Origin of the sequence: Adhaeribacter terreus (assembly GCF_042657365.1) — a bacterium.
Classification (GTDB): Bacteria; Bacteroidota; Bacteroidia; order Cytophagales; family Hymenobacteraceae; genus Adhaeribacter_A; species Adhaeribacter_A terreus.
In genome coordinates this window covers 487,860-502,308 of sequence record NZ_JBHSKT010000002.1, presented here as the reverse complement: position 1 = coordinate 502,308, position 14,449 = coordinate 487,860, and the positions used below count along the sequence as shown (strand labels likewise).

At 46.7% G+C, this 14,449-nt stretch carries 8 protein-coding genes, 1 pseudogene and 2 riboswitches; of the genes and pseudogenes, 4 read left to right on the top strand and 5 right to left on the bottom strand.

The features are described from left to right. Window positions 1–6: 6 nt before the first annotated feature. Window positions 7–1,191 carry a trans-sulfuration enzyme family protein gene (locus tag ACFPIB_RS05110; protein ID WP_378016352.1) on the bottom strand — a complete coding sequence of 395 codons (1,185 nt, stop codon included), beginning with the start codon at window positions 1,189–1,191 and terminating at the stop codon, window positions 7–9. A 140-nt stretch (window positions 1,192–1,331) separates the two neighbouring features. After that, window positions 1,332–1,438, bottom strand: a riboswitch (SAM riboswitch). Window positions 1,439–1,763: 325 nt separating this feature from the next. Next, window positions 1,764–1,870: riboswitch (SAM riboswitch) on the top strand. 66 nt (window positions 1,871–1,936) lie between these two features. Here ACFPIB_RS05110 and metH point away from each other — a divergent pair. The 4 genes from metH to ACFPIB_RS05090 all read left to right on the top strand — a co-directional run bounded on the left by metH (window position 1,937) and on the right by ACFPIB_RS05090 (window position 7,744). After that, window positions 1,937–5,638, top strand: a complete 3,702-nt coding sequence (gene metH / locus ACFPIB_RS05105; protein WP_378016351.1) for a methionine synthase — start codon at window positions 1,937–1,939, stop codon at window positions 5,636–5,638. A 283-nt stretch (window positions 5,639–5,921) separates the two neighbouring features. After that, on the top strand, window positions 5,922–6,875 hold the full coding sequence (metF, locus tag ACFPIB_RS05100; protein WP_378016350.1) for a methylenetetrahydrofolate reductase [NAD(P)H]: 954 nt from the start codon (window positions 5,922–5,924) through the stop codon (window positions 6,873–6,875). 181 nt (window positions 6,876–7,056) lie between these two features. Beyond that, complete coding sequence (locus tag ACFPIB_RS05095) at window positions 7,057–7,242, top strand: type I restriction endonuclease subunit M (protein WP_378016349.1); 186 nt, start codon at window positions 7,057–7,059, stop codon at window positions 7,240–7,242. A gap of 28 nt (window positions 7,243–7,270) precedes the next feature. Beyond that, window positions 7,271–7,744: a PD-(D/E)XK nuclease family protein gene (locus tag ACFPIB_RS05090; protein ID WP_378016396.1), complete on the top strand. Its 474-nt coding sequence runs from the start codon at window positions 7,271–7,273 to the stop codon at window positions 7,742–7,744. On the opposite strand, the pseudogene ACFPIB_RS05085 reads toward ACFPIB_RS05090, so the two are convergent. The 4 genes and pseudogenes from ACFPIB_RS05085 to ACFPIB_RS05070 all read right to left on the bottom strand — a co-directional run. Then, window positions 7,687–7,959 (bottom strand): annotated as a pseudogene (locus ACFPIB_RS05085) (hypothetical protein); the annotation flags it as partial. The gene ACFPIB_RS05090 and the pseudogene ACFPIB_RS05085 sit on opposite strands and share 58 nt — an antisense overlap. 116 nt (window positions 7,960–8,075) lie before the next feature. Beyond that, window positions 8,076–8,705: a thioredoxin family protein gene (locus ACFPIB_RS05080; protein ID WP_378016348.1), complete on the bottom strand. Its 630-nt coding sequence runs from the start codon at window positions 8,703–8,705 to the stop codon at window positions 8,076–8,078. 8 nt (window positions 8,706–8,713) lie between these two features. Continuing rightward, window positions 8,714–9,238 carry a TlpA family protein disulfide reductase gene (locus ACFPIB_RS05075; RefSeq protein WP_378016347.1) on the bottom strand — a complete coding sequence of 175 codons (525 nt, stop codon included), beginning with the start codon at window positions 9,236–9,238 and terminating at the stop codon, window positions 8,714–8,716. 254 nt (window positions 9,239–9,492) lie between these two features. Then, window positions 9,493–14,436 carry a DNA repair ATPase gene (locus ACFPIB_RS05070; protein ID WP_378016346.1) on the bottom strand — a complete coding sequence of 1,648 codons (4,944 nt, stop codon included), beginning with the start codon at window positions 14,434–14,436 and terminating at the stop codon, window positions 9,493–9,495. Between the last annotated feature and the right edge of the window lie 13 nt (window positions 14,437–14,449).

Genomic DNA, 14,449 nt, shown 5'->3' with positions numbered 1-14,449 from the left:
GTTAACTTAGTTTTGAGTGGATGTTTGTGTGAGTTTTTTCGTCTTTTCCCCTACCGTTTTAAAAACAGTTTTCAAATCTTCGATCAGGTCTTCGGCATCTTCCAAACCAACTGATAAACGAATCAAACTATCGGTTACGCCGGTATTGTAGCGCTTTTCTCTGGGAATGGATTTATGCGTCATGGTAGCCGGGTGGCACAGCAAACTTTTCGCCCCTCCCAGACTTTCTGCCAGTTTAAAAAGCTTGGTGGAACAAACGATTTCCGTTGCTAATTCTGCCGAATCAACTTTCAGATCGAAGGCAATTACGCCACCAAAAAGCCGCTGCTGCTTTACTGCAATTTCGTAATTTCCATGGTCGATCAAACCCGGATAATACACGTTTCGGATTAGTTCGCAGTTTGTCAGAAACGCAGCAATTTGCTGTGCAGATTTACTGTGACGCTCGAAACGCAGTGGCAAGGTTTCGATGCCCCGAATGGTCAGCCAGCTATCGAAAGGGCTTAAAATAGTGCCGCACGCATTTTGAATGAATTTGATTTTTTCGCCTAACTCCGGGGTCTTGGTAACTACAATTCCGGCGATCAGATCGGAGTGGCCACCCAGGTATTTCGTAGCGCTGTGCACCACCAGATCTGCTCCTAAATTGATCGGGTTCTGGCCTACCGGCGAAGCAAACGTATTATCCACGCAAAGCAAACAATTATTGGCTTCGGCAATTTTGGCGATCTCACGGATGTCGGAAATTTTCAGCGTTGGGTTAGTCGGACTTTCGAGCCAGATCAGCCTGGTTTTCGGCGTGATCGCATCGACAACGTTTTCAACTTTAGTGGTATCGGCGTAGGTTACTTTTATCCCGAATTTCTGGAAAATGTGCGTGAATTGCCGAAAAGCGCCGCCGTAAATATCATCTACGGCCAGAATTTCGTCGCCGGCTTCGAGCACCTTTACTACGGCATCGATGGCAGCTAAACCACTTGCGAAAGCGTATGCGTTACTACCGTCTTCCAGAACCGCCACTAAATCTTCCAGCACTTTGCGGGTTGGATTGTTGCTACGAGCATAATCGAAGCCCTGGTTTACGCCGGGTGCTTCCTGCACGAAAGTGGAAGTCTGGTAGATCGGAACGGAGATGGCGCCGGTTAACGGATCGGCTGGAATGCTGTGTAAAAGGGTAGTTGTGGTTTTCATTTCTTTCTGAATTTTTATGGTTGAACGGTATAATTTTTTAAAACCACTTATCCAGAAAGCTTACCGGAAAGGCATAAAAAAAGCTCTTCTGATAAGACAGAAGAGCTTGTATTTTTTAAATACAACAACTTGCTCGATCTTGCTTATCTTCCCCCGCATTGCTGCGGAGCAGGAGTTAGCACCTTTACTCAAGAGTTAGGTTGCCAAGGTATCTTAGGGCCTGTCCCTCCACCTTTCTGGATAAGAATTTTACTGCGACAAAGGTAAGCGCACATTTCCGGAACTTCCAAATTATTTTTAAAAAATATTTTTTTAACTTATTAATAAACAAACATTTGCAAACCTATTAATAAGGTATCGGTAAATACTTTTTCTGCCCCAAACCATACCGTTTTAATTTTCCTGCCGGATTGGAACTACTTTGGAAAGCGGGTTCGATAAAATTTCCGGCGAAACAATTCCTGAGGAAAACTTCCAGCAAATCGGGTTATAAAACGCTATCGTTTCATGGCGAAAAAGTAGACTTGAAAAATAAATTTGGATAATTGTAAGATTCAGAATTATATTTGCCCTACTTATCAAGAAAGACCGAGGGATTGGGCCCGATGACGTCTTAGCAACCTTGTTCCGACTTGGTGCTACCTCCCTCCTTGCCACACCTGGTAAGGGAAGATAAGGATTGCAGCCTCTCCATAGCGGTTGTCTTTCTTGATAGGTTTTGTTTTATGCCTGAAGAAAGAAACCAATGAAAAATCACCCAATCTATAAATTACTGCAAGAACGCGTACTTGTGCTCGATGGCGCAATGGGTACCATGATCCAGCGTTACAAGCTTACGGAAGCAGATTTCCGGGGCGAACGTTTCAAGGCTCATCCAAAAGATTTAAAGGGAAATAACGATCTACTTTCCCTCACCCGCCCGGATATTATCCAGAACATCCACCGCGAATATTTAGAAGCCGGAGCCGATATCATTGAAACCAATACCTTCAGCGGTACCACCATTGCCATGGCCGATTACGCGCTGGAAAGCTTGGTGTATGAGCTGAACTACGAATCTGCCCGCATTGCTAAGGAAATCGCTATTGAAATCGAAGCAAAAACTCCGAACAAACCGCGCTTCGTAGCCGGTGCCATTGGCCCGACCAACCGCACCGCTTCCCTTTCCCCGGATGTAAACCGCCCGGGCTACCGCGCCATTTCTTTCGACGAATTAGTTACCGCTTATTACGAACAAGTAAAAGGCTTAACCGAAGGCGGCTGCGATCTGCTTCTGGTTGAAACCGTTTTCGATACCCTGAACTGCAAGGCTGCTTTGTTTGCCATTCAGCAATTTGTAAACGATGGTGGTAAGGAACTTCCGCTCATGATTTCCGGTACCATTACCGATGCCAGCGGCCGTACTCTTTCCGGACAAACCGTAGAAGCTTTCTGGAATTCCATTTCGCACGCACCAGTGTTGAGCGTTGGCTTTAACTGTGCTTTGGGTGCCCGTCAGTTAAAAACCCACATCCAGGAATTATCCCGCATTTCCGTTTCCTACATCAGCGCTTATCCGAATGCCGGCTTACCAAACGCTTTCGGCGGCTACGACGAATCGGCGGAACAGATGGCCGAAATTGTGGAAGAATACCTGAAGGAAGGCCTGGTAAACGTAGTGGGCGGTTGTTGCGGCACTACGCCGGTGCACGTAAAACGCCTGGCCGAATTGGTTGATAAATACCCGCCGCGTAAACTGCCTGAAATTGCGCCGTTACCACGCTTCTCTGGTTTGGAGCCACTTACTATTTTCCCGGAAAGTTTATTCGTGAACGTAGGCGAACGCACCAACGTAACCGGCTCCAAGAAATTCGCAAAGCTGATTTTAAACGAACAGTTTGAAGAAGCGCTTTCGGTAGCCCGTCAGCAAGTGGAAGCCGGCGCGCAGATCATCGACGTGAACATGGACGAAGGCATGCTGAATTCCGAAGCGGCCATGACCAATTTCCTGCACCTCATCGCTTCCGAGCCCGATATTTCCAAACGCCCGATCATGATCGATTCTTCGAAATGGAGCGTGATAGAAGCCGGTTTGAAATGCGTGCAGGGCAAATCCATTGTAAACTCCATCAGCTTAAAAGAAGGCGAAGAAAGTTTCAAAAAAGTTGCCCGCAAAGTGCGTCAGTACGGCGCCGCCGTGGTGGTTATGGCTTTTGATGAAACAGGTCAGGCCGATACGCTGGAGCGCAGAAAAGAGATTTGCGAACGCAGCTACCGCATTCTGGTAGATGAAGTTGGTTTCCCGCCGCAAGACATCATTTTCGACCCGAATATTCTGGCCATTGCCACCGGCATTGAAGAACATAACAACTACGCCGTCGATTTCCTGAAAGTTATTACCTGGATCAAAGAAAACCTGCCGCATGCCTTGGTGAGCGGCGGCGTAAGTAACCTGTCGTTCTCTTTCCGAGGCAACTATGCGGTGCGTGAAGCCATGCACACCATTTTCCTGTACCACGCCGTGAAAGCAGGTATGGATATGGGCATCGTGAACGCCGGTATGCTGGGCACTTACGACGAGATTGAACCGCAACTAAGAGACCTGATCGAAGACGTAATTTTCAACCGCCACCCTGATGCCACCGAAAAATTGGTAACCTTCGCGGAAACCATTAAAGGCAAAGGAAAAGCGGCCGAGAAAGAAGACGATGCCTGGCGCCAGGCTCCGGTAGAAGAACGCTTAAAGTACGCTTTGGCAAAAGGAATTGTAGAATTTATCGACGAAGATACCGAAGAAGCCCGTCAGAAAGCCACCAAAACCCTGGACGTAATTGAAGGTCCGTTAATGGCCGGTATGCAGGTGGTTGGCGACTTGTTTGGCGCTGGTAAAATGTTCCTGCCGCAGGTAGTAAAAAGTGCGCGCGTAATGAAAAAATCGGTGGCCTATTTGTTGCCGTTCATGGAAAAAGAAAAAGCCGGTAGCGGTAGAAATGCTGCTGGAAAGATCTTAATGGCAACGGTTAAAGGCGACGTACACGACATCGGCAAAAACATTGTAGGCGTAGTTTTGGCCTGTAATAATTACGAAGTGATCGACCTGGGCGTAATGGTTTCGCTGGATAAAATCCTGGCCGAAGCCGAAGCGCAAAAAGTAGATGTTTTAGGTTTGAGCGGATTGATCACGCCTTCGTTGGACGAAATGGTTTACGTGGCTCAGGAAATGGAACGCCGTGGTATGAATATTCCGCTTTTAATTGGCGGCGCTACTACTTCCCGCGTACATACCGCCGTGAAAATTGCGCCGCAGTACAGCGGACCGGTAGTGCATGTGCACGATGCTTCGCGCAGCGTAACTGTAGTAAGTAACTTATTGGGCAGCAACCGCGAAACTTACATTCAGGAAATTAAAGCCGAATATGCAGAGCTACGCGAAGAACATTTAAGCCGCACAAAGGACCGTCAGTATGTAAGCATTGAAAAAGCCCGCGCTAATAAATTCCCGATTGAATGGAAAGCGGAAGACATTCAGAAACCAAACCTGTTAGGCACCAAAACTTTCCGGAATTACCCGCTGGCCGAGCTGGTGCCATACATCGACTGGACACCGTTCTTCCACGCCTGGGAATTAAAACGCCAGTTCCCGAAGATCTTAACCGACCCGGAATACGGCACCGAAGCCACTAAACTTTATAACGATGCGCAGGAGATGCTGCAGGAAATTGTAGCCAACAATTTGCTGGAAGCCCGCGCGGTAGTTGGTTTCTTCCCCGCCAATACCCAAGCCGACGATACGATTGTAGTGTATCAGGACGAAGCTAAAACCGAAGAACTAACCCGGTTCCACACGCTGCGCCAGCAAGGTAAAAAAGGCGCGAACGTTCCAAATTTAGCGTTCTCCGATTTCATTGCCCCGGAAGAATCCGGCCTGACGGATTACGTGGGCGGGTTTGCGGTAAGCGTAGGATTTGGCATCGAAAAACTTCTGGCCGAATACGAAGCCGCCCACGACGATTACCGCGCCATCATGTTGAAGGCCTTGGCCGACCGTTTAGCTGAAGCTTTCGCCGAACACCTGCACGAAAAAGTACGGAAAGAATTGTGGGGTTACGCGCCGGAAGAAAAGCTGGAAAACGAAGAACTGATCAAGGAGAAATATCAGGGCATTCGGCCGGCGCCGGGTTACCCGGGCTGCCCGGATCATACCGAGAAAATGACTTTGTTTAACCTGCTAAATGTGGAAGAAGAAACCGGAATCAAGCTAACCGAAAACCTGGCAATGTATCCGGCGGCATCGGTGAGCGGTTTGTATTTCGCGCATCCGCAAAGCCGGTATTTTGGTTTGGGGAAAATTGGCGAAGATCAGGTGGCCGACATTGCCGAACGCAAAAACATGCCTAAGAAAGAACTGGAACGCTGGTTATCGCCGAACCTGAATTATGACCCGAAACCAGCGAAAATACTGGTGTAAAACGGTAGGGTTTGGATCGTAAAAAGTGTTTTCTATAACTTTCGTAGCGTAGGGTTTAAACCCTACGCTACGAAAGTTATTTGGTCATCTCGACGTCAGGAGAGATCTTCCGAATAAAGTAGAAAAGCTAGATAAAGGCTTCTGCTAACTAGATGAGATCTCTCCTGACGTCGAGATGACCAAATAAAGTGAAAGCATAAGGAAAAAACCCTATCCAAACACCTCAAAAACTCCGGGCTAAATATCGAATAACGAACAACGAAAAAACGACAGACGAAAATAAATGAAAGTTACCGAGCATTTTAAGAATGCCAAAGACACACTTTTCTCCTTCGAGATCCTGCCGCCATTAAAAGGCCAGACGCTTAAAGGGCTTTTCGATCACATCGATCCTTTGATGGAATTCAAGCCGCCGTTTATTGACGTAACTTACCACCGCGAAGAATATGTTTATAAGCAGCGCGAAAACGGCTTGCTGGAGAAACGTTCCACGCGGAAACGCCCGGGAACGGTGGGTATTTGTGCGGCCATTCAGAACCATTACAAAGTAGATACCGTGCCCCATTTGATTTGCGGCGGTTTTTCTAAGGAAGAAACAGAAAATGCGCTGATCGATATGCATTTCCTGGGCATCGATAATGTACTGGCGTTGCGCGGCGATTGTGTGAAAAGCGAATCGCGGTTTGTACCGGAACCGGACGGTCATCATTACGCCAGCGATCTGGTGAAACAGATTGACGATATGAACAAGGGCCGGTATTTAGATGAAGAACAGATAGATTGCTGCAATACCGATTTCTGTGTGGGAGTAGCTGGTTATCCGGAAAAGCATTTCGAAGCGCCCAATGCCAGAGCGGATCTGCGCTGGCTTAAAAAGAAAGTAGATCTGGGTGCCAAATACATTGTAACACAAATGTTCTTCGATAATAAGAAGTACTTCGATTTTGTAGCGAATTGCCGCGAAATCGGGATTGATGTGCCAATTTTACCAGGCTTAAAACCTATCACGACCAAATCGCAACTAACCTTACTTCCCAGCCTGTTTCATCTGGAAATTCCGGACGAGTTGGCCAGTGCCTTGGAAGCCTGTAAAGACAATAAAGCAGCTGCAGAATTAGGTATAAACTGGGCGGTGCAACAAAGTAAAGAACTGATGTTGGCGGGCGTGCCTTGCCTGCATTTTTACTCCATGGGAAAATCGGACTCTGTACGGAAAATTGCGGAACAGCTTTTTTAAGGTGAATCACATATTTAAAGTGAAGTTATTAATGGGAAAAAACAGGCGATTTGAATCAGTTTCATGGTTATGAAACTACTTTTTGCGCAAACGAAATAAACCCGTCAAAAAGCTTGCTCCACTGTATTGTTACGGAATTAATCAGGAATTCCCTATATTTAAGCCTTACTAATTCCCACGCATGAATCAGAATCCGGAACAGATAGCCCGCGACAAAACCAGCCTCGACATCACCTGGCTCAAAGCCCAGTCCCTCGCTGATTTGGATAACCTCCCCGATCCGGATGTTTTGGCAGAGGACATTATCGAAAATCTGGGAGCTGGATTGGAGAGTTTTAGAACGGTTTTGGCGGCTTTGGAGAAGTAAGCGAATAACTTAGAAAGTAAAGAAACCAATCTTTAATAAGCTTTTTAATCTTCACCTAAAGGCAAGTAACAGGCCCTTAGAAGACTATCTTACTGAGATATTTGCCTTCTGCCTGGATTCGGATAAAGTTTTCAGAGAGCGGTTTTTGAATCTGTTGAAGCTTGTGAATAAAAATATAGGTTCAGCTACCGTTGAAACTCAAAGTATTTATGCTGCCCAGAAAAGGCGAACTGACCTGGAGATTAATTTGGGTCACTCTCACGTGATTATTGAAAGCAAGATAGCATCAACAGAGGGAATTGAACAATTAGATTCTTATGCAAAAATACTAGCCGAAAAAGGTGCGGATTTTAAGCTTTTGGTTTTCCTTACTGCAAAACGCGAAGATAAATTCAAGTCATTCCCATCAGGTATAAATTTTCAGCAACTCAGGTGGCACGATATAGGGCTATGTATTAAAGCGGCATTCCTGGCTTCGTTTACATATACCCAAGTACGGTAAAAGCCTCCGAAATTGTTGATCACGGCCACCATAAATTCCAGCGGGAAATGCACTTTCAGGTACAAACTCTGGTAGCTTTCCACGGCAAAAGAGGAAGAATGCGTTTTAGAAAACGAATAACCAGCAAACGATTCTACCTGCCGCCAGACTTCTTTGGTAATGGCATCCGGATAGCCTTTTCCGCGGCAATTGTTAAAGAACTTATCTACCAGCTTCTAATACTCGTTTTGTGAACGGTATTACCCACTCAACTTCCGAAAACGGTAGCATTTTTAAATAAAAAAGGGAAGCTTGCTTACGAGCTTCCCTTTTTTAGCATAACTTGAAAAACTTAACTCTGTTTCCACTTAATGGTGCAGCCAATGGCTTTGGTTGCCGATTGCGAAATTTCCTTACCGGCAATCAGTTCATCCAGAGCATTTTCAAGGTACTTTTTCTGCACGTTCTCCGGTTCCCGCGAATTATCATCTATGGCGCCGATGTACATTACTTTCAAAGAATTATCGGGTTGTTTTTGCAGCACGTACATATGCGGGGTGCGGGTAGCGCCGTAAGCTTTGGTAATTTCCTGGGTTTCGTCCTGCAGGTAAGCAAAGTTGAATTTCTTTTCTTTAGCCCGCTTCTGCATATCCTTAAAAGAGTCTTTCGGAGAAACGGTTACATCGTTCGGGTTGATGGCCACTACCGGGTACCCCTGCGGTTCATACTTTCTCTGCAGCGCAATAATGCGGTCTTCATAAGCCACCGAATACGGACAAGTATTGCAGGTGAACGTAACAATAAAGCCCTTCGCTTTTTTATTATCCACCAGCGATACCATTTTGCCGTCCACGTTTTTCAGCTTAAAATCAATGGCGGTGTCGCCCACTCTGTAGCCTTCGTTTTCGGCAGGACGGGCAGCAACCAGCAAACCAATTACGGCCAGACAGGCTACATAAATTAAAGAAAGTGATCTTTTCATAGGTTCATTTATTTTTTAGCATTCAATTCATCGACCAGGCCGTAGAGTTCGGCTTCATGAAATTCCTTTTCTTCAAACCGGTAAAGCTGCTTTTGGTTATTGAAAAAAATAGTTGCCGGAATCGCCCCCGACCATTTCAGTTCCAGTTTATCGATCCAGGAATTGGCATCGGGTTCGTCGAGCAGGTACAGGTCCGATCTCAGGTTTCGCTTTTTTACAAATGGCAGCACTTTGGTCTGCAAGTCCTTTTTAGAATCCATGCTTACCAGCATTACTTTTACCGGCTGGCCTTTATATTTTGTATTGATAGCTTCAAAATAAGGCAACTCTTTCACACAGGGCTTGCACCAGGTAGCCCAGAAATTCATCACAAATAAAGTATCCGAAGGATTGTTTCGCAAAGCCTGCAATTCGGCAAATTTTATAACCTTCACCTCCTGCGCCCGGACAAAAAGACTTCCGGAAAGGAAAATTAAACTCAGCAAAAACAGTTTTAACCAGCTTTGTTTCATGCCTCCAATTACGTTTTTCATGCTCCTTTAACGAACTCCAAATTAATAAATTATTTCGAAAGCAATAAGCTGATTGGCGACAGTCGGCAGGAATACACTACGTAGTTATCCGCTGAAAAAAAAATTCTTGGTTCAACTTTTCCAACGAAAAAACCAAGTTAGGCAAAATCAAAAATTACAGCGAAAATCTGAACATATAATTGTTGAAACAGGATTAAAAAAAGCCTGCAACAGAGCTGTTGCAGGCTTTCAATTTCTAAACCTTGACGCAAAAATTACTGCTGGCTAAACCGCCCCAACACATCCTTAATCCCCATCAACCCACCAGAAATTTGCTCCATCTGCTCCAGCACCTGCCCTACCTGGTTATTCTCCCCAAAGCCTTTGCGTTTCAGATTCTTTACGTAAGTAGCCTTAATAGCATCCCAACGCTGACTTTCTACCTCCGAAAGCATACCGTTTAGCTCTCTGAATTTCAGCATATTCGCTTCGGCGCCGGACGTTAATGTTTGAGCCTCCCCTTCGTAATGCGACAAGATCAAGGTTTGCAGTTCTTCGTCGTTCATGATCGGCATTACTTTTTCGGTGAGCTTGTTCATGTTACGGTAAGAGCCTTGTAACTTGAACGGCGGTTCAGTACGGTATTCTTCGGCCTGCGCCGCAGAACGGATATATTCCAGATTTACCCGCAAAATAATGTCCCGGATGCGCAGCAATTTCTTCAGCACCGAAGTGTATTCGTTCAGTTCTTCCGGCGAATGATTGCCTTCAAATGAAATACCTTCCTGGCTTCCGCTTTCCGTGAGTTTAACCAGCGCATAAACATCCTGCTGACTTTTAGAAGCCAGGTTTGCCAGCACTTTGTTCGAGGTCAGCGCATTTTCCAGGTAACTTAATTTGAAGGCTGCTTCCGTATTACCTATGATGTCGCCGAGATTGTAAATATCGGCGCGGTTGGCCAGCATATCCGGGATGCGGAATTTTTCGCCGGTTTCAGTATAGGGGTTTCCGGCCATCACCACGCACACTTTTTTACCCCGGAAATCGTAGGTTTTACTTTTGCCTTTGTAAACGCCTTCTATCTTCCTCTGAGCATCGCAAAGCGAAATGAATTTCTGCAAAAACTCCGGGTTACAGTGCTGAATATCATCCAGGTAGATCATCACGTTGTCGCCCATTTCGAAGGCCAGGTTTAGTTTTTCCAGCTCTTCGCGGGCGGCTGCATTCGGCGCTTCGGCTGGGTCTAAAGCCGTAACCTGGTGCCCCAACGCAGGACCGTTGATCTTCATAAAAATAATGCCCAAACGGTTTGCCAGGTATTCCATAATGGTGGTTTTACCGTAGCCTGGCGGCGAAATAAGGAGCAACATTCCCATCAGGTCGGTGCGTTTATTTTCGCCGGCCGTGCCGATCTGTTTGGCTAAGTTCGCTCCGATCAACGGCAAATAAACCTGATCCAGCAATTTATTCCTTACGAAAGAAGACAGTACCCGCGGCTTGAATTCGTTCAGGCGCAGCTCTTCTTCAAACTGGTGCGTCAGTTGCTTTTTCAGCTCCGAAAAACGGTTAAAAGCCGGCACAACCGTAGCTTCGTAATGCCGCAGCCGGTTCATATACGAATTGAAATGCAACTGATAATTTTGCTCCTCAATTAAAGAATGCGAACCCCGGAAGCCGGAAAGTTTTTCCCGCAACGAAACCGAAATTACCCGGTCCGGCTGGTAGGCATGCGTGAATAAAAGCACCGCCGCTTCGGCCACATAATCGCCTTTATCTGCCTGCTCCGATTGCCCCGCAAAAGCCTTCACCCAATTCTGAACCAGCGCAAACTGCAAAGCCGGATTTTGCTCCAGCGCTTTCACCGAAGCCTCGTAAGTTGCCTGCACTTTATTGTTTCTCAGGAAATCCAGGAAAGCATTGTAAAGTGTGGCAGCCTCCAGATCGATGACGAAATGATCGCCGCGGGTGAGTTCATAAAACAAGTAAGCCGCAGCATCCGTGGTGTCCACACCTTCGCATAAACTGGTTTCGGAAATGAAGGTTTTCAGTTCCTCTTCCAGGTCCGTTTTAATGGCATCGAACTGGTGCGTGTTCGGGAAAACCTGTAGAATTGCGCCTACGCCTTTTAGCTGGTGGTTAAGATCATTTTTGCGGTTTGCCGGCGCGAAGGCTTGCCAGTACAAAGCGGCACAAGCCCGGGCATTTGCATCGAAACGCAACAGATCGGCGGTTTTGGTTAAGCGCACCATAGCTTGTAAAATAAGTGCAGCGTCATGGTCGTGCACGCCTTTCACGTAACCTTCGTTGAAGCGCGTTGCCATGAACTTTTGCACGTAATCCGTCAGCTCCGCCAAGCTCAAGCGGTACAGCTCTTCGATGGTTAAATCCAAAAAATCGTCGGTGGCGGCAACGTTTTTTTCCAGCTTCGCTTTGGCTGCTTCCAGCACTTTATAAGCCAGATATTCGCCGCGGTAAACGGTATCATTTTCCGACACAAAAGTCTGTTCCCAAACTTCACGGTAACTTAAGAATTCCTGGTCTGTAATTTTTTCGAAGAAGTTGGTGCCGGTGAGGTGGAAGAACATTTCGCCTTCCTTGTTCACAATGCTGAGCGCCAGCGGCTGCGTGTTTACGGTAAAATGATGGTCGCCCAGCTTTAAAATATCGGTGCCGTTCACGAATAATTCCTGCCGGTCTTTCAACTGCCGAACTGCATCTTCCCGCACCGTTTTCAGGCGGCTCTGAATGGTATCGGCTTTTACCGGATCGCCCAACTGCAGCAATTCTTCGGTAATGTTCCGCACCTTTTCGATCATCAGATCCGATGCAAAATAGCCGTTTATCTCGTTTACGGAGGTAAGTTTGGCTACCCGACTTTGCACCACTTTCAATATCCGGTCGGCGGATTGCTGCAGGCTGTTAGCGCGTTTGTTGCGGGCTTCCTGCAGGCTTACTTTTTTGGTTTCGAAGGTGTTGTAAATTTCCTCCCGCTTCACGCTGATCTGGTCCACAAATTCTTCGAAATCCGGAAACTTACCTTCCAGTTCTTCCAGCTGCACCATTAAACGGGCCAGGTATTCTTCGCACTTTTGCGGCGTATCGCAGAGGTCCAGGAAATTGATCACACCCTGGCTGATAAGCTTTAGCTGCGCGCTGAATTCGGCTTTTCCTTCTACGCTCAGCAGCGCTTTTTTCTTCCGTTTCAGCGCCGCTTTGGTTTGGTTAAATCCGGAATAAATGGCTGAAATAGCATCGATAATGCTGGTAGTTTGAGTGGCATCCTCGATCTTCAGGTTGCTAACCACTTCGATCAACATTTCCAGTTCCGCCGATACCGCATTTATTTCCTTCTCCGTCGCATCGATCTCCACGACTTTTTGCGCCAATTCGATACCGTTTTCCAGGTTTTTTACTCTCACTTCATAAGGCTGCAGCGCGTCTTGTTTCAGCAGGAAAATCACGCAATTATTCGAAACTTCCTGCGTGGTTTCCGCCAACTTATTTTCGCAGGTTGCCACTTTTTCCAAGTCCGCGTAACGCAATTCTTTCAGCGAAATTACTTCGCCGCGCAAGGCACGCAATTCCGCCAGGTATTTCACAAACGTATTGATCTCGGCCGCCTTCTGAATTTTAATGCTTTGCACCAGCGCTTCCGCTTTGTCGAGTACCAGGTTTATTTGCTTTTCGGTATTCTTTCGGATGCTGACAACCTTTTCAAATTCATCTACCGCCGCCGTAGCCGTTTGCCGGATCGCGACCAACGGTTGCGCCAGATTAAAAATTTCCTCCTTCGAAAGCCAGTGATAACCATCCAGAATATCGGTGGTACGTTTGATCAGGTCGAGGTACAAATTGCTGTAAGAATCGTCTTTGTTCAGCAGCGTAAGCAGCTCGGTACTTTCGGCCATGGCCCGCACAATATCTTTGTTGCCGATCTTGTACACATACGATTCCTGCGTAACCGGCAAGGTATAATCCGGACTCACGTAAGGCGTTTGCCACACCTGAATGGCGTGGTTTTTCTTCGGTTCGTTATCGGCCCGGAAAAAGCATAATTCGCCGTTCTCGAAAATGGCGTACCCGTGGCAAACGATCGGATTTTCGATCTTCTGGCTGATCAGGTTGTACGACAGCAGCAGGTAGGTTCCGGCTTCCTTGTTGTAGAACACGTACAGGAAATCCTCCCCGTTCGGAGATGCGATCCGTTTTTCAAAGATCATGTCCCGAAGGTTGTTCTCGAACTGCTTGAAATCGCCGGTCTGCAGGTAGTAGCCGTAAGCGTAAATAATGCCTTGGTTATCGGGCAGCATAATGCAGCATTCTTCCAGCGCATCGATGCGCCGGGCCGTGTGCATTTTAGAATTGTAAACGATGTAGCGGTACTTGTTTTCGCGGTACGGCCGGATCTTCAGAATAATAATGTTGCCGATAATGGCGTAATAAATCTCGGAGTCGTCCAGGGTCTGGTCTTTATCTTCTACTTCTTCGGAATAAATTCCCTGGCCGCTTTCGGTATTGTCTTCAATTTTAATGGTCAGGTCGCCGCCAACGGTTTCCACGAACACTTTATCTTCAATGGAAACGTGCGGATACTTGCCTTTCCGGTGTGCCTCCCGCGTGGGCCGTTTCCAGGAAAAATCATGCTGCGTGGGGTAAACAAACTCGTGGTCGCTGCGGTTATCCAGGTAAGTTATAGAATCGCCGTTAATAACCCACTTAAACGTTTTAATATCGTTCACCCCCTTCCCGATCCGGAAAACCATGAACAAATTGGTACCGGTTATGGCGAATTTTACGAACTGAGTATTTTTGTAATACTTGTAAAGCTTCTTAAAATCTTCGGCAAAAACGGTATCGTTTATCAGCTCCAAACCCTTCGGATGAAACGTGCGGTCCGCATACCCATACACGCTGAAAACGTCCGCCAATTCGATCTCACTTTTCAACCCGATCACCACGTTGTAACCAAACAAAAACGAAGAACCAACCGGCACCATATCCCAGGGAATGCAGTTGTTTTCCGTCGTGATCCGTTCAGTACCCAACAGCGCCGTTTCAATGGCCCCGAAAACATGCTTCCGTTCCTGGTTCAGTTGCTCCATGCGCTGCTGCAATTCCCGGCTGTTCTCCTGCAAACGTCCCCGCAGAATTTCGTAAGTTCCGCTTTCCAGTTGCACGTTGGAAGTTGTTGTTTCTGCCGCAGTTGAGTTGGTATTCATAAGGTAAAAACGA